Here is a 16790-nt window from a genome sequence, read left to right as displayed (position 1 = left end):
TGTGCGAGAAGAGGTAGGCGCTGCGACGTGAGCGAACCGATCGACAATCCGATCCTGAACTCTCCCTACGAGCAGCCAGATCGTCATTACGCCATCGGACCTCAGGGCCCGACAGGCGACATCCGGGATGGACGCCGTCCGAGCGAGTCCTTCATCCCGATAGCAACCGCCAAGAAGGGCCGCAAGGGCGCGGACGGGTCCGAACAACAGGGCTTCGACTTCGACGCCACGAGGGAGCGTCGGGAGAAGAACAGCCTGATCAACGACATCCGCCGTGACGTCGAGCGTTGGCGTCGCGATGGACAGTACGGCGGAGTCACCCCGATCTCGCGAAAGCTCCTCCAGCACTGGGCCGACCCATCCCGAGAGAATCGAGTCATCTTCGCCCAGCGCGAGGCGGCGGAGACGGCGATCTTCCTGACCGAGGTCGCTGGCAGGCACGCTCCCTACCCTGACTGGCGCAAGCGGCTCGAGCCCGAGAACGAGGCGCACAACAACGGTCTGCCTCGAGCTGCCCTCAAGATGGCCACCGGCTCGGGGAAGACCATCGTCATGGCGATGCTCATCGCCTGGCAAACGCTAAACAAGCAGTACGCACCCAGGGACGCGCGCTTCACCAACCGGTTCCTGATCGTCGCGCCGGGAATCACCATCCGTGACCGCCTGCGGGTGCTGCTGCCAGAAGACACTGAGAACTACTACGACCTGCGTGACCTGGTTCCTGCTGATCTCAAGGGTGGGCTCGACAGCGCTCGCATCGCGATCACGAACTATCACTCGTTCCTGCTCAAGGATGCGAAGGAGATCAAGGGCGTCGCCAAGAACACCCGCCTCCTGCTCAAGGGCGATCGGACCGAGGACCCCTTCAAGGAGACGCCGAAGGCCATGGTCAGTCGCGTTCTCCGCGACCTGGGGGCAGACAAACAACAGATCATGGTGCTCAACGACGAAGCGCACCACTGCTACCTTGCCCGCCCGATCCAGACCGGCGAGAAGCGCGCCAAGGAGGAGAACGAGGAGAACGAACAGGCCGGCGTCTGGTTCTCCGGACTCCAAGCGATCGCCAAGCACGTCGGGATCAAGCAGATCTGGGACCTTTCGGCCACGCCGTTCTACCTCTCGGGCAGCGGCTACAACGAGGGCTACATCTTCCCGTGGACTGTCAGCGACTTCTCGCTGATGGATGCGATCGAAGCCGGCATCGTTAAGGTGCCAAGGACGCCAGTCGATGACGATGCCGACGAGGACCTAGTCACATATCTTCGCCTGTGGGACTACGTTGGCCAGCTGCTCCCGAAGCGCGCGGCCAAGGACACCGTCAAGGGTTGGCTCCCGCCCAAGGAGCTCGAAGGTGCACTTCGGAGTCTCTACCGCAGCTACGAGAAGGCTTACGAGCACTGGGAGCGTGCCCTCAAGCCGTACGGCGAGACGCCGCCCGTCTTCATCGTCGTCTGTCCGAACACCGTCGTGAGCAAGCTCGTCTACGACTGGATTGCAGGCGAGGCGATCGTCGAGGACGGCGAAGTCATCGCGCACAAGCCGGGCAACCTCAACCTGTTCAGCAACATCGTCGACGGACAGCCGGTCGCGCGACCGTTCAGCATCCTGGTGGACTCCGCTCAGCTCGAGTCCGGTGAGGCGCTCAAGGACGACTTCAAGAAGGCCGCTGGACTTGAGATTGCCAAATTCAAGGCGGAGTATCGCCAACGCAACCCAGGCGCCGACACCGACAAGCTCACCGACCAAGACCTGCTGCGCGAGGTCATGAACACCGTCGGCAAGAAGGGGAAGCTCGGTGCTGACGTTCGCTGCGTCGTCAGCGTGTCGATGCTGACCGAAGGTTGGGATGCCAACACCGTTACGCACATCCTCGGTGTGCGGGCATTCGGCAGTCAGCTCCTCTGCGAACAGGTCGTCGGCCGCGGTCTGCGTCGGCGCAACTACGCGACGAACGAGGACGGCTTCTTCGAGCCCGAGTACGCGAACGTGTACGGCATCCCTTTCCAATTCATCTCCAGCGACAACCCCATCGTCGACCCGGCGCCGCCGAAACCGTCGATCGAGGTTCGAGCGCTCGAGGGCCGAGAAGACCTCCGGATCACGTTCCCCAAGCTCGACGGCTATCGAATCGAGCTTCCCGATGAAGACATCTGGCTTGACCTCGACAAGGCGCCGGTGTTCGAGATCGGCCCCAACACCGTCCCGACCTGGGTCGAGATGGGCGGCGTCGTCGGCCAACGCGAACTTGAAGACGGGGATCCGACGTCCTATAGGCCGCAGCAGGTGGCCTTCGGGCTCGCCAAGCGCATCCTCGATGAGCAGTTCACCACCGCCGGCGACAAGCGCCCTTGGCTCTTCCCGAAGCTTGTGCAGATCTGCCAGGACTGGATCGAGAAGCGCGTCGAGATCAAGGGCGACTACAGCCTGGGTTACCTGATGACGATCACTGAAGCGCGCGTGCTCGCGGCCGAGCAGGTGTGGAACGCGATCACTCGGCACGTCGGAAACCGACGCGAGCGGCTCCGCCCGATGATCAACCGGTTCGACCCTGCGGGGTCGACCGGCGACGTCGACTTCGTCACCCGCAAGCGGGTCGTCACCGCCGAGAAGTCTGAGGTCTCCCATGTCACGCTCGACGGCAAGGACGGCAACACCTGGGAACAGCTCCTCGCCAGCGAGCTCGAGCTGAACACGAACGTCCATGCCTACGTCAAGAACGACCACCTCGGCTTCACGATCCCGTATGTCCACAAGGGCAGGAGCCATTCCTACGTCCCCGACTTCCTCGTCAGACTGATCAAACATGACGAGGACGACGTCGAGCGAACGCTGATCATCGAGGTGTCTGGCAGCCAGAAGAGCCCCGGCCCGACCCAGCAGAAGGCGACTACCGCTCGGGACTCGTGGTGCGTCGCGGTCAACAACCACGGCGGCTTCGGACGCTGGGGCTACATCGAAATGACAGACCCCAACAGCTTCAAGGTCCGCATCGCCGAAGCGATCCAAGCTCTGTACGACGACCAGCCGATCATCGGCGATCCCGACCTCCTCGACTTCGACGAGACGCACGCAGATAGGAGCGCTCGTGGCGCGTAACACTTCCAAGGGCCCCACACCGGTCAGCTCGATCACGCATGACGAGAAGCGAGTCAACAACCCAACTGCCGAGATCGCTGAGCAGTTCGGAGGCGCGACACTCGAAGAAGTCCGGCAGGTCCGCTATGCCCGCGACGAGTCCCTCGACCCGCAACTCGTCTGGCGAGGCAAGTATCCCAAGGCTGACGAGATTGAGGGTTACGACTCCGACCTGGTGACTGATGCGCCCCCGATCTACATTCAGGAGAAGATCGATCCCCGCGTCCTGATCGAGAACCTGCGACGCACCGCTGCGCGCTCCGAGGATGAGCCTGAGCTCACACTCTTCGACTCGTTCGATGGGCTGGACGACCTTCAGCAGATCGAGTTCTACGAGCACGATGCCAACTGGTCGAACCGGATGATCCTCGGCGACAGCCTCCAGGTCATGTCCTCGCTTGCCGAGCGAGAGAAGCTCCGCGGCAAGGTGCAGATGGTTTACATCGACCCTCCGTATGGCATTAAGTTCGGGTCCAACTGGCAGGTGTCGACCCGTAACCGGACTGTTCGCGACGGCAAACTGGAAGACGCAGTCCGCGAAGCTGAGCAGATCAAGGCGTTCCGAGATACATGGGAACTGGGGATCCACTCCTACCTGGCGCACCTCCGCGACCGTCTTATCACGGCTCGGGAACTCCTCGCAGAGTCAGGGTCCTGCTTTGTCCAGATCGGGGACGAGAACGTCCACCTTGTGCGATCCCTTATGGACGAAGTATTTGGTTCCGAGAACTTCGTGAGCCAGATCGTCTTCAAGACGACCACAGGTGCCGGGAGTTTCGCGGGCGGAACGAACGTTCTTGCGAGTGTTGCGGATCACATCGTTTGGTTCGCCAAGGACCTTGAGAGAATCAAGTACCGCCCACTGTTCGGCGCTAAGGGAGCCGGCGGGGCCGGTGCCTCTGGATACTCGAGGATTGAGCTCGCGGACGGAACGCGCCGTACAGCGACCTCTGACGAGTTGCACTCTCCGCCCCGTGGATCGCGGATCTTCGCTCCGGACAACCTCGTCTCGCAAACGACTCGTGTCGGGCAGACAACGGTCTTCCCCGTCGAACTGAATGGGCAGCGCTTTATGCCTCGCAACGGCGGATGGAAGACTAACCGCGGGGGGATGGATCGTCTGGCGGCAGCGCGGCGCCTGATCGCCGCCGGTAACACGCTTCGGTATGTTCGCTACCTCGACGATTTCGCGGCCTTTCCGCTCGCAAACGTCTGGGACGACACCACCACTGCTGGTTTCGCGTCCGACAAACTCTATGTGGTTCAGACCAACACTAAGGTGATCGAGCGGTGTGTGCTGATGTGCACGGACCCTGGGGATCTGGTCCTCGACCCGACCTGTGGATCGGGCACCAGCGCCTACGTGGCGGAGCAATGGGGGCGTCGATGGATCACCATCGACACCTCGCGGGTGTCACTTGCCCTCGCTCGACAGCGCATCATGGGCTCGCGTTACCCGTGGTACCTCTTGGCGGACTCGGCCGAAGGCCACAAGAAGGAGCAGAGCCTGACGGCACAGACGCTTCCTCGGGCTGAGTTTGGCAACGACATTCGGCAGGGCTTCGTCTACGACCGAGTTCCTCATGTGATGTTGAAGTCGATCGCGAACAACCCGGACATCAGAGAGGGAATGAGCCGAGCTGAGGTCGACGCAGCTATCAAGAGGCACGCGGACTTTGAACCCCTTTACGACAAGCCGTTCGAGGACACGAAGAAGGTCCGGGTCGCCGGGCCGTTCACTGTCGAGTCTCTGAGCCCCCACCGTGCGCTGTCGTTCAAGGACTGGGACGAGCCCGTCTCCGCGACTGAGGCGGCAAAGGACGCTGACGCTCCCAACTTCGAGCAGTCGATCCTGGACAACCTGTCCAAGGCGGGGATCCAGAACGGCACCAAGGCAGAGCGAATCAAGTTCGCGGCGTTCGAGAACTACGCAGGCGCGTACATCCAGGCGATCGGCGAGCAGGTCCCGAGCGGCGATCACGCCAAGCCGTCGCGGGTCGGCATAGCAGTGGGCCCGCAGTACGGAACGGTCAGCGCGGCGTACGTGAAGAACGCCGCCAAGGAAGCGATCCAGGCCGAGAACGTCGATCTCCTCTGCATCCTCGGCTTCGCTTTCGACCCGAACGTCACCAACGTGACGGAGACGGACGGCGTCACTGTCGAGGCATCCGCTGATGGGTTCGCACAGGTCGAGGGCGCACGGCTACTCGGCAAGCTTCCGGTCCTGATGGTCCGGATGAACGCGGACCTGCTGATGGGGGAGGAGCTCAAGAAGACCGGTGCCGGCAACCTCTTCACGGTCTTCGGCGAACCCGACATCGACATCTCGAAGACCTCGGATGGCTATGTCGTCGATCTGAAGGGCGTCGACATCTATGACCCGACTACGGGTGAAGTTCGGAGCAACGACACCAGTCAGATCGCTCTCTGGATGATCGACACCGATTACAATGGCGAGTCGTTCTTCGTCCGGCACTGCTACTTCTCGGGCGGCAACGACCCGTACAAGCGGCTGAAGACGGCCTTGAAGGCAGACATCGACCAAGACGCCTGGGAGTCGATGTACCAGACGGTTTCGCGACCGTTCCCCGCGCCCGAAGACGACAACAAGATTGCAGTCAAGGTGATCAACGACTACGGCGACGAAGTGATGAAGGTCTTCGAGGTATGAAGCTTACCCATGTACGCATCAAGGACTTTCGCAGTTTCGTGGGCGAGCATGATTTCGACTTGACATCGGGAGTGAACTACTTCGTCGGTCCCAACAACAGCGGGAAGTCGAACTTGCTCAGAGCCATTGAGTTGGTGCTGGACCCTGATGCGGAGTACGTGGCGGAGCGCGATCGACCTGCGTCGACCGTGGGTATCGGCCAACCCCGAGTCACACGAATCACTCTCACCTTCCATGTCGGGACGACTGCGCCAGAGTCCACTTTGCTTCGGCGGGCAAAGAAGTACGAACTTGCGGTGAAGAAGAAAGGGAAGGCCGGCAAGACCTACGCCGATGATCGCCAGGTAAAGATTATCGCGTCATTTGCGGGCGGTGTACGCCAGACGACGTTCGGGGCGCGGGGTGCAGGAGCGGCGTCGTTACCGGCAGAGAGCGACGAGCACAAGAAGTTGGAAGAGCAACTGCGAAGCGTCGTTCGTTTCGCTGTGATTCACAGCGGTGAGGATCTGGAGTCCCTGCTCAGGGGAAAGTTTCGAGAGATCTTGCAATTGGTGATTGGGGACCACCTCGGCAACGCCTTGGCCGAGGCCGAAGAGGCGCGGAGCAAGTACCTTGAACATCTGCAGACCAAATTGCTCGAGCCGCTACGGACGCAGGTTCGTGACCGCGTCTCTGTCATCTTTCCGGAAGTTACGCTTGCCGAACTCGTCCCCGATGTCCCAACAGTTGAACGAACGCTCTCCTCCGTGGACGTTCGGTTGGGCGACGTCATCACAACAGGGCTTTCTGACAAAGGAACGGGTTTGCGCGGCGGAGTTCTAGTTGCCATGCTTCAGTATCTCGCTGAGCAGAGTCGGCGGTCTCTTGTGCTGGCGGTGGAAGAACCTGAAGCTTTTCTGCATCCTGGTGCGCAAGAGGCGATCCGGGATGAGCTTGGCGCCCTGGCGAGACGCTCAGATGTGACGCTCCTGGTCAACACTCATTCGCCGTACGTCATCTCGCGAGATGCTGAAGCGCTGGTGACAGAGGTGGGCAAGGCGACCGACGGTGGATCGAGCCGTATCCGCACTGCCGTAGGAGACAGCAGTCATGCTCAGGTGCTCGGCTCTCTCTATCGCGACGCAGGTATGGCCGCTGTCCTCGACCGATCGCTGACCATCCCGACCGGCCGCAAGGGCGTCGTCATCACGGAGGGATACACCGACGGCGAGTTCATTCGGGTCGCGTGTGATGCGGCGGGTCGGCAGGAGCTGATGAACGGCCTCCACGTCATTGACGCGGGCGGTGCCAAACGGATCATCGTCCAGGCTGTGCTTGCTCGTGCGGCGACCGATCTGCCGGTCGTGGCGTTACTCGACTTCGACGACGAAGGCAAGCGTGCGCAGAGTCAGCTTGAGGCGTTTGGGTGGTCGAAGAATCGGGAAATCGTGAGCCTCGGGACGTGGACCGGCAAATGCAAGCATAACCACCAGGTCGAGATTGAAGACCTGATTCCCCAGAGCATCGCAGCGAAGCTTATCGACCAACTCGGCGAGTCCATCGCGGTCACGGCGAAGAGACAGTGCGACGGAGTGTGGCACTACGAGTTCAGTGAGGCGTGGAAGCAGCGGGCGGTCGAAGAGTTGCCAAGGCTCATGAAGGCCTCGGACAGCGCGGACCTGGTCTGGCTCGCTGAGCAGTTGAACGAGCGACTTGAGAAGGTTCAGGCGTCGAAGGAGTCGGCGGCCCAGCATCTTGCATCCAAGGAGGCGACGTGACGGCATACACGGCCGCTCAGGCCGAGGCGATCGCGTGTCTGGATGAGCCTCTCCAGATCATTGCCTGCGCTGGCTCCGGGAAAACGCAGGTGATTTCGCAGCGCCTCGCCGAGATCCTCACGCAGCCAGGCGTTGAGCCGCGCAACATCGTGGCTTTCACCTTCACCGAGAGGGCCGCCGCAGAGCTCAAGGAGCGCATCCATACCGTGCTGGACGCCGAAGGCGTCAGCACCCAGGGCATCGCCGAGATGTACGTCGGCACGATGCATGGCTACGCGCTGGACCTCGTCCAGCGGCTGGTTCCCGAGACCTTCAAGTTCTCCGTACTCACGGATATCACCAGCCGGCTACTCATCGATCGCAATAGCAAGAAATCGGGTCTCACGACCTGCCCTACGCTCTCGCCGGGCACGCCGTACCTCAGGAGATTTCTGCACTCGAAGCTCTACATGCAAGCGACCAGCGTGCTGCGCGAGGACACGGTGGACGAAGACCTCGTGCCAGCTGGCGTGCACGCGGCATTCGCGGCGTACATGCAACTGCTCTACAAGAACGCCTTCTTCGACTTCACCGAGATGATCAACCTCGCGGTGCAACTTCTCGAAGCTGACCCCGAAGACGACGAGGCCGCCGATGTCGTTCAGCGACACATCCGCGACGACATCCGTTACGTGATCGTCGACGAGTACCAGGACGTCAACCCGCTCCAGGAGCGGCTGGTGCACGGCCTGACCGGGTTCGGTGCCAACCTCTGTGTCGTCGGTGATGATGACCAGACGATCTACCAGTGGCGCGGCAGCGAGGTCAGCAACATCGTGACCTTTCAGGACCGTTACGACGGCGTACGCCAGGTAACCCTCGACGACAACTTCCGCTCCACGCGCGGTGTTGTCGAGGTCGGACGGTCCGTGGCGGAGCGCATCCCGACCGGGGAACGGCTGCCCAAAGCGATGGTTGCCAGCGGACACCAGAGGTACGAGCGCGGCGACTTGCTCGCACTTGAGTTCGCTGATCCTGAAGCCGAAGCAGCCTGGATCTGCGACCGCATCCAGGCGATGCGCGGGCTCGCATTCCAAGATACTGGTTCCTCCGAGCCGCGTGGCCTGTCGCGGTCGGACTTCGCAGTGCTCTTCCGCTCCGTTGCTCAGGACGCTGGCCCGCTGGTCGAGGAGATGCGGAAGCGCGACATCCCATACATGGTGAAGGGTCTCAACCGGCTCTTCGAGAGCCCCGAAATCAAAGCCATCGTAGGCATCTTCAGCTACATGAACTCGGAGATCGCCGAGGCTGACCTTCGGCAGCTCTTCGAAGACGGCCAGCTGATCCCGAAGGACGGGAACTGGGCGGCCGCCGTTGCGGTGCTCGATGACGGCCGAGACTTCGACCGAGGTCAGCGGTGGGGCATCTACAACATCCAGCGTCTCTACCTCGAGTTCCTCGAGGCGCTTGGCATCCGAGAGGAGACTGTGCCCGGTGACCCGGTGCGAGCTGAACTCGTCTTCTACCAGCTCGGCAAGTTCAGTCAGGCCATCTCGGACTTCGAGGCCATCTACTTCAACACCGAACCCGCTCAGAAGTACAAGGCCTTTGCCGACTGGCTCACGCACCAGGCGCCCGACTATTACGCAGATGCGGATGCCGACGTCGGCTACGCGTCGCCTGACGCCGTCGTACTGACCACTGTCCACCAGGCCAAGGGCATGCAATGGGCGGCGGTCTTCGTGCCGTGCCTCCGGGCCAACCGGTTCCCAGGCAAGCGCCACGGTGGCCTCGGCCTCTTCCACGTCATACCCCAAGAGGCCGTGACGAGTCCTGACCGTTACCGAGGCACCGTCGAGGACGAGACTCGGCTCTTCTACGTCGCGGTCACTCGCGCCCAGAAGTACCTCTTCACCACCTTCTCGCCGCACCCCACCAACCGGCTCTACAAGAAGCGGTCGATCTTCTTCGACCACTGCTCGAGCCAACAGTGGTTCCTCACCCGGGAGACGCCGGTCAACGGGGACAAGCTGGAGCCGCACGCGAGGCATGAGACGCCCAACGTCACGCTCTCGTTCTCAGAGCTCAAGTACCTCTTCGAGTGCTCATATCAGTTCAAGCTGCGGTTCCTCTACGGCTTCAACCCGCCGCTTCATGAGGCGCTCGGCTTCGGGAAGGGCCTCCATGACGCGCTCGCTGAGGCACACAAACGGGCCCTCGAAGGCGACATCCTAAAGCCGTCTGCCGCCGAGGACCTCGTTGATCGGCACCTCCACGCACCGTATGCCTATCCCGAGCTTCGCGAGACGTTGCGAAACGCGGCGATCAAGGCGGTCAGCCGATACCTCACCGAGCATGGAGACGACCTCGAGCGCACTCTCCACAGCGAGAAGCAGATCCAGGTCCACGTCGCCCCAGGCATCACCGTTGATGGGCGGATCGATCTTGTCCGCCGCCTCGACACTGACGAGACCGCGATCGTTGACTTCAAGTCCACCGCTCGTGCCCAGGATGAGGACGTCACCCGTGACCAGCTCCATGTGTACGCCGTCGGCTACCAGGAGCTCACCGGGGAGAAGGCGGACCTCGTCGAAGTGCTCAACCTGGACGAAGAAGGGAAGACGATCCGCGAGCTCGTCGACGACCCGCTGCTCACCGAAGTCCGTGGCCGGATCAAGCAGGCTGGAGACGCGCTCCGCGAGAACGACCTGCCTCGACTGCCGGTCTGGGAGGAGAAGTGCTCCAAATGCGACCTCGCGGAGCTGTGCCGGGAGGTCCCGGCCGCAGAGCAGAAGGCTCGCCGAATTTCGGTAGGTCGCTGACCAAACACGCAGGAGACAGTAAGTTGTCGGTGGTCTCTGGCAGTCTCACCACGTCACCCCAACGTACGTTGCATGAGGACACATGGCCGACTTGATTCCCGGCATTGGCGCCGGTTCCCTGCTCTACTCCCAACTCTTGGCAGACGACCGCTCGACCAGGATCGGGGCGATCCACCGCATCGACTACAACGAAGCGGTGGTCCTCACCCACGATCGCTGGAAGTACGACGCTGGCGGCATTCCGCAGTTCTCCTTCTTGCTCGCGACCGCTCAGGACCTCAACACGCCTCAGGTCGACGACGACGAGGTCCTGCTGCTGCGTGTCGAGGGCACCGCGTCGCTGAGCATGGAGAACGACCTTCACGCGGTCCGCGAGGAGTCGCTCCGCACCGCGCTGGCGAAGAACAACGACCCGCTGCCATCGGCTGTGCTCGACGTCGACATGGACCCGTTCACGCGTAACCGGGTCTCTTTCACCGGCCTGCGCTGCCGGATCCTCGGCACGTTCTACGAGGACGAGGTGGAGGGCACGAAGGTGCTCGAGTTCGGCGCCGACGTCGACAACTTCTACGCCACGTCGACCTACCGTGTGCTGAAGCCGGTTGGCGAGGGGCTGTCGACGGTTGCCTCGTACCTCAAGCCCCCGCCCCCAGGGCGCGAACAGAAGCGGGTCCGCATCGGCGCCGTTCGCTACTCCGCCACCCGGAGGCGGGCGAAGACCTCGAAGCAGGCCGACGCCGCGGTCGCGGTCAACATCCATGACTTCATAGGGAACAAGACCGCGCTGCTCGGTATGACCCGCATGGGCAAGTCCAACACCGCGAAGACCATTATCGCCCGCACCTTCGTCGTCTCCGAGCAGCGCCGCAACGCTGGCAAGCCACCGGTCGGGCAACTGATCTTCGACCCTCAGGGTGAGTACGCGAATCCCAACACCCAGGACGGCACCGAGATCGCAGCCATCGGGCCGACGCACGTCCGGATCTTCAAGTTCGGTGCAGACGGGTCTGAGCCTCACGTCAAGCCGCTGAACATCAACTTCTACTCCGAGAATCAGATCGACGCAGTACAGAGCCTCATCGCTGACGCGCTCGCCACTGACGAGGCCGGCTACATCAAGGACTTCGCGGGCACGACATACGGTGATGTGAAGGGCGACCAGTCGGCCACGACGCACGCCCAGCGCGCCCGGCTCGCCCTGTATGGCGCGCTCATGCGCGCCGGGTTCGACGTGCCCGATGGCTTCCGCGCTCGCATCAACATGAAGTCCGCCTTCCAGCAGACGATTGTGGCCGAGCTGGGACGCAATCCGTTCCAGCAGGCTGGCCCGACCGCCAACCTTGTGTCGATCGGTGCGAAGGACATCGAAGATGTCGTCGATGCCATCGTGCAACTCAAGGAGGGCGGTGATGCGGCGGCCGCAGACTTTGCCAAGAATGTCCGCTGGTCGAGTGTCGAGCCGATCTTCACTACGAAGAGCCAAGGCCGAAACGTCCGGGGTTGGAAGAACCTGAACCCGCTGCGCCCGTTCCACAGCCCTCATACCCAGAACGACCCTGCGATCGAGATTTACGACGAGCTCGTCGCCGGGCGCATCGTTATCGTCGACCTGCACGTCGGTGCAGCGTCGATCACCAAGGCCTTGAGTGAGTCGATCACTGCCCGGTTGCTTGAGAAGCAGACCGAGATCTTCACCTCCGGCAAGGATGCGCCTGCGATCCAGGTCATGCTTGAGGAGGCCCACAACCTGTTCGACTCAGACCGTTACAAGAACGACCGCGATGTGTGGGTGCGCCTTGCCAAGGAGGCGAGCAAGCTCAACCTCGGCATGACATACGCGACCCAGGAGGTCTCCGGCGTGGCTCACCAGGTCAAGGCGAACACCGCGAATTGGGTCGTCGCCCATCTGAACAACACGAAGGAGGTCAAGGAGCTCGCCCAGTTCTACGACTTCCGTTCCTTCTCCGAAGCGATCATCGCCTCGGAGGACCGTGGCTACGTACGCCTCAAGACCCTCTCCTCGCCCTACATCGTGCCGGTCCAGATCGACCGCTACGACCAGGAGCTGGTCAACGAGGCGCGTAAGGCCGCAGGTGACCCGCCGCTCGACGTAGGCCTCTTCTGATGCCTTACGAGACTGTTGTCGGTACCTACGAGACGGCCTCTCGCCTTGGCCATTCCACTGCGGCGGTGCGAGCAATCGCCGACCAGCGCACCTTCCACGTGCCGGCGGAGGCGCTCCGAGACCTCGATGAGGTTGAGAAGCGCATCCGGCGCCGGACCGACTTCGTGTTCCCTGAGCCGGAACGCTCTCTTACGTCGGCGATCGCAGTCGACGGCTCGTACGTCGTGGAGCCCATCCGAGACGGTTTGCCCTCGGTCCTTTACGGCTTCGCCCAAGCGGCGGCCGCGTATGTCGACCTCGTCATCATGGAGACGCAGAGGGCGGAGCGTTTCGTCGACCCCTACGAGATCGACAGAGCCGTCAACTCGGCCCTGGTGACGCTCGACCTGCCGGTCGCTGGCGCCTACACCCGGCCCGGCGTCGACATCGCGACCTCGTGGCGGGAGGCCATCGACCAACTCTTCCGAATCAAGAAGATCGAGATGAACCGCCTCGATCAGACCCTGCTCGACCTCCTCTTCCTGCTTAAGGGCAAGCCAGGCGAACCCGCGCCACGCCTCCCAGTGAACTGCCCGACCCCGGATTGCCAGAAGGACGTCCCGGTTCCGCCTGCTGGCTCGGAGTGCGACGCCTGCGGCGAGCACCTCTTCCCGACTGACGTCCTCCGCATTCATGAGGAAGTCGGTGAGGAAGGGACCAACCAATCTGCGCTGAGCCGCCTGATGTCAGTGGTTGAACTCCTGATCCTCGTCGGCCTCGCGACGCTGCTCTGGAGCCAGTCGCGGCAGCAGATCCTGCCGCAGACCCTTTTCATCGTCGACGGCCCGCTCGCGATGTACGGCCCGCCAGCGAAGCTGCGCGGATGGTCGCTCGACTACTTCCAAGAGATGGCCAAGACCTCCCCGATGAACGCGCCGTACGTCTGTGGGCTGGAGAAGACAGGTGCCGTGGTCGACTACGCCCGTCAGCTGGCCCGCCACGACGTTCTCAAGCCCGGGGACCTGCTCGTCTGCGATGAGGACATCATCGCTCGGGTCACGAACAGCGCGAACGCGCGCTCCTACGGGAAGGAGACGTACTGGGGCCGGAAGTTCGTCTACCGAGCCCTGGACGGCCGTGTGGTCGTCCCTACCGTGATGCCTCCAGTTGGCGCTCCGTATGATTCCAGCGGCGGCATGCCGGATCCCAAGGACTACCCCACGCTGCCCGCGATCCTCGATGTGATCGACCGGACCGGCTCGTCGATGTATCTCGACGGCATCATCCCTGTGGCCGCGGCGCACGGCAAGGCCGCATTCCCGATCGGCGTTGGAACCGACGTCCTTCGGCTGGTAGCCACGCAGCGTCTTGGACTCGGTCCCAAGACTCCGAATCCGGTACCTTCTACGCCGTGATGAATGCGGTTGACAGCGAGGTTTCACAGGCCCCCGAACCGCGTCTAACCGCGATCGGGGAACGGCCTCGCAAGATCACCTCGGACGCTCTAGAGATCACGCATCCACTAGCGGAGGGTCGGTATCAGAGTCCCCTTCGCTACCCCGGGGCGAAGAGTGCCTTGGCCCCGATCATCGGCGAGCTGATCCATGCGGCGACCGTGTCGTCGGAGGTGCAGCGCGTTGACCTCTTCGTCGAGCCATTCGCGGGCGGCGCCTCGACAACGCTGCGGCTAGTCGGGGCGGGCATCGTCGAGCGCGCTCTTCTTGCAGACGCCGATCCTCTGGTCGCAGCGTTTTGGCGGGTAGCTGCCAGCAGGACTGCGGAACTGATCGACCGCGTGTCTGACGAGCACGCTCGCTACATCTCTGCCGGAGGCGTTACTGCCTTGGATCGCTGGGACTACTGGCGAGCATGGGATTCCAAGCCCGGGAGCTCACGGGCTGAGAACGACCTTGAGTTGGCCACGAAATGCATGTTCCTGAACAGGACGACCTTCTCGGGGATCCTGCACGGTCAGGCGGGGCCGATCGGCGGCCGCGCCCAGACATCTGCGTATGGAATCGGCTGTCGGTTCACCCTTGACCCACTTGTCGAGCGGCTCGAGTACATCGGCCATCTCTACGACACGGGACGGATCGTGGACGTCTGGTGTTCTGACTGGCGTGAGACGCTCGGAGGAGTTGCCACGCACTACAAGACGCTGCTCCCGAACCGGGTGGTCGCCTACCTCGACCCGCCGTATCTTTCGAAGTCCGGGAAGCTCTACCGTCGCTCGTTCGACCGCACGAACAAGCACGCCGCAGACCTCGACTGGATGTCGATGTTCCAGCACGAGAACCTTGCGGAATACCTCCGCCACAAGATGCAGTTCCGCTGGATCCTTTCCTACGACTTCGATGACCGACTGCTGCAGGACGATGCCCTGTACGCATCCAAGTGCATGCGTCCGGACGACGACGCGCGTGCGCTGCTAGACGTTAAGGCGTGGAGGATCGTGAGGAGGTCCGTGATCCTGAACTACACCGCGTCGTCGAAGACCGGTCGCGGTCCGGCACAGGAGCTTCTGCTCACGACGCTGCCAGCGGGCACGGTACCGTCGAATGACCGCCTTCGGGTTGTCGACTGACCAAGGAGCTCGGCGGGCATGCGAGCGGCTCACGTACGGCCTGGCGGCCAGGTCGGTCTTGGACATCCGGAAGGACTGCTCGACGTGCCACAGGTCGTGGTAGCTGCCGATGACCTCGGCGGCGGGCATGAGGCCGGGCCCACCGGCGTACCCACGAACTCCGAACACGAACCCCCTCGATCATCCAGCACCGACACGACCGCGGCCATCGTCATGAAAGACCGGGCTAACGCAACACGTTTGATCCCAGCGTCGCGGTGACGCTGCGGAGACCAGACGGTTGAGGGGCCGTTGCTCTGAGAGACGATCGGGCAGCCGGTGCAGGTGGACAAGAGCTATCCTGCTGGAGACAACACAACAGCGGGTCTGTGCGCCGATCTGCCCTACGGCTGCCCTACCGGGTGATCCTGAGGTCTCGTGAAATGAGAGAAACCCCAGGTCTCCCTGGGGTTTCTCTCTGTGCGCGAGGGGGGACTTGAACCCCCACCCACTAATACGTGGACTAGCACCTCAAGCTAGCGCGTCTGCCTATTCCGCCACCCGCGCGCAACAGAAAGAACATTATCAGGACGGGGCCGGGGTGCCGAATCGGGGGAGGCTGTGTCGGCCCCGGGATCAGGCTTCGTTCTTGCGGTCGCTGTGACCGAGTGGCTTGCCGGGCGCGATGAGGTCGCGTACGCGGCGTTTCAGGTCGGTGATCTCCGGGAAGCCGCCGTCGCGTTTGCGGTTCCACACGCTGGTCTCGCGGCCGTCGAGGGTGACGTCGATGCGGAAGACGCCGCCCTTGGCGGGGGCCAGGGCCACCTCGCCGACCTCCTCGGCGAAGGTCTGCAGCAGCTCGCCTGCGTACCACTGGGCGCGCAGGAGCCAGTTGCACTGGGTGCAGTACGTGATGGTGATGCGTGGGTTCACGGCACTACTGCACCACACGGCTGGTTTCGACGGGGTCGACCGCTGAGGCTTCAGGCCCGGAGCAGGGCGCGGGCGGGGTGGTTGCTGGTGACCATCCAGACGCGTTTGTCGTAGACGAAACGGCGCAGCCGGCCGGGGTTGTCGACGGTCCAGACGAGGACCTTGATGTTGCGGCGGTGGGCCCAGCGGAGCAGCCACACGTCGGCGAGGCGCTGCTCGACGACGACCAGGTTGGAGCGGCAGCGACGGATGCGGCCCTCGGGGAAGAACTCGGAGAGCTTCAGTCGGAGCAGCTTGAACGGGTGGTGACGGAAGTCGACGCCACCGAGGGAGAGACCGACCAACGTCGAGGGGGAGCGGAGGTCGGCCCAGTCGCGCAGGACGCGTACGGACTCGTCGACCATCGTGGTCACGATGAAGCTCTCGTTCATCACCTCGAGGGCGATCTCGGCGGCATCGACCTCGTGCGGGAGTCCGAGGTGGCGCGTCGGCGAGGCGAACTTGAGGTCGATGTGGGCGTGCTTGCCGTGGGCGGCGAGCAGCTCGAGGGCCTCCCGGTAGCGCACCAGGCGGAACGGTGCGAGCCTCGACAGCGCTGCGTACGTCCTGCCCGCGATCTTGACCTTGCGGCCGATCCGGTCACGGATGTGGCCGTCGTGGTGGAGGACGAACTCGCCGTCGCGGGTGCGGTGCACGTCGAACTCGACGTAGTCGACCTCCATCCGCACGGCCTCCAGAAGTGACTCCCAGGAGTTGTCACGGTGCCCCGACTGGCGCGCCGCGGCGCGGTGAGCGGACAGGAGGGCACGCTTCTGCATGCGCCCAT

Annotated in this window: 9 protein-coding genes and 1 tRNA gene; 7 read left to right on the top strand and 3 right to left on the bottom strand. The window is 62.9% G+C overall.

Annotated features, from left to right (window positions below; translation table 11 throughout):
• The first annotated feature begins 27 nt into the window (after nt 1–27).
• From ACIA03_RS08355 to ACIA03_RS08325, 7 genes are all read left to right on the top strand, one after another.
• Nucleotides 28–3096 (top strand): BPTD_3080 family restriction endonuclease, encoded by a 3069-nt coding sequence (locus ACIA03_RS08355; RefSeq protein WP_396981106.1) that lies wholly within the window; start codon nt 28–30, stop codon nt 3094–3096.
• Nucleotides 3086–5806 carry a site-specific DNA-methyltransferase gene (locus ACIA03_RS08350; protein ID WP_396981104.1) on the top strand — a complete coding sequence of 907 codons (2721 nt, stop codon included), beginning with the start codon at nt 3086–3088 and terminating at the stop codon, nt 5804–5806. The genes ACIA03_RS08355 and ACIA03_RS08350 overlap by 11 nt, the downstream gene beginning before the upstream one ends.
• Nucleotides 5803–7563, top strand: coding sequence for an ATP-dependent nuclease (locus ACIA03_RS08345; RefSeq protein WP_396981102.1), 1761 nt, complete (start codon nt 5803–5805; stop codon nt 7561–7563). Before ACIA03_RS08350 ends, ACIA03_RS08345 begins: the two co-directional genes overlap by 4 nt.
• Nucleotides 7560–10364 carry an ATP-dependent helicase gene (locus ACIA03_RS08340; protein WP_396981101.1) on the top strand — a complete coding sequence of 935 codons (2805 nt, stop codon included), beginning with the start codon at nt 7560–7562 and terminating at the stop codon, nt 10362–10364. Before ACIA03_RS08345 ends, ACIA03_RS08340 begins: the two co-directional genes overlap by 4 nt.
• Nucleotides 10365–10791: 427 nt before the next feature.
• A complete protein-coding gene (locus tag ACIA03_RS08335) occupies nt 10792–12489 on the top strand; it encodes a helicase HerA domain-containing protein (RefSeq protein WP_396981099.1) in 1698 nt (565 codons plus the stop codon).
• Nucleotides 12489–13883 carry a hypothetical protein gene (locus tag ACIA03_RS08330; protein WP_396981097.1) on the top strand — a complete coding sequence of 465 codons (1395 nt, stop codon included), beginning with the start codon at nt 12489–12491 and terminating at the stop codon, nt 13881–13883. The genes ACIA03_RS08335 and ACIA03_RS08330 overlap by 1 nt, the downstream gene beginning before the upstream one ends.
• Complete coding sequence (locus ACIA03_RS08325) at nt 13883–15052, top strand: DNA adenine methylase (RefSeq protein ID WP_396981802.1); 1170 nt, start codon at nt 13883–13885, stop codon at nt 15050–15052. The genes ACIA03_RS08330 and ACIA03_RS08325 overlap by 1 nt, the downstream gene beginning before the upstream one ends.
• Before the next feature lie 460 nt (nt 15053–15512).
• On the opposite strand, the gene ACIA03_RS08320 is transcribed toward ACIA03_RS08325, so the two are convergent.
• The 3 genes from ACIA03_RS08320 to ACIA03_RS08310 all read right to left on the bottom strand — a co-directional run bounded on the left by ACIA03_RS08320 (nt 15513) and on the right by ACIA03_RS08310 (nt 16782).
• Nucleotides 15513–15598 (bottom strand) — tRNA-Leu (locus tag ACIA03_RS08320).
• Between the two features lie 69 nt (nt 15599–15667).
• Nucleotides 15668–15964, bottom strand: coding sequence for a SelT/SelW/SelH family protein (locus tag ACIA03_RS08315; RefSeq protein ID WP_396981094.1), 297 nt, complete (start codon nt 15962–15964; stop codon nt 15668–15670).
• A gap of 50 nt (nt 15965–16014) precedes the next feature.
• Entirely contained in the window at nt 16015–16782 is a 768-nt protein-coding gene (locus tag ACIA03_RS08310; protein ID WP_396981092.1) for a glycerophosphodiester phosphodiesterase, read from the bottom strand.
• Nucleotides 16783–16790: the final 8 nt, after the last annotated feature.

The organism is Nocardioides sp. NPDC051685 (assembly GCF_044453405.1).
GTDB lineage: Bacteria > Actinomycetota > Actinomycetes > Propionibacteriales > Nocardioidaceae > Nocardioides.
Note: the sequence above shows the minus strand (reverse complement) of the source record. Positions and strands in the feature narration are given on the sequence as shown.

Bases quoted from the DNA above. Each gene is read 5' to 3' on its own strand.
- ACIA03_RS08345 (WP_396981102.1), top strand. From the start codon at position 5,803: ATGAAGCTTACCCATGTACGCATCAAGGACTTTCGCAGTTTCGTGGGC.
- ACIA03_RS08330 (WP_396981097.1), top strand. From the start codon at position 12,489: ATGCCTTACGAGACTGTTGTCGGTACCTACGAGACGGCCTCTCGCCTT.
- ACIA03_RS08325 (WP_396981802.1), top strand. From the start codon at position 13,883: ATGAATGCGGTTGACAGCGAGGTTTCACAGGCCCCCGAACCGCGTCTA.
- ACIA03_RS08310 (WP_396981092.1), bottom strand. From the start codon at position 16,782: ATGCAGAAGCGTGCCCTCCTGTCCGCTCACCGCGCCGCGGCGCGCCAG.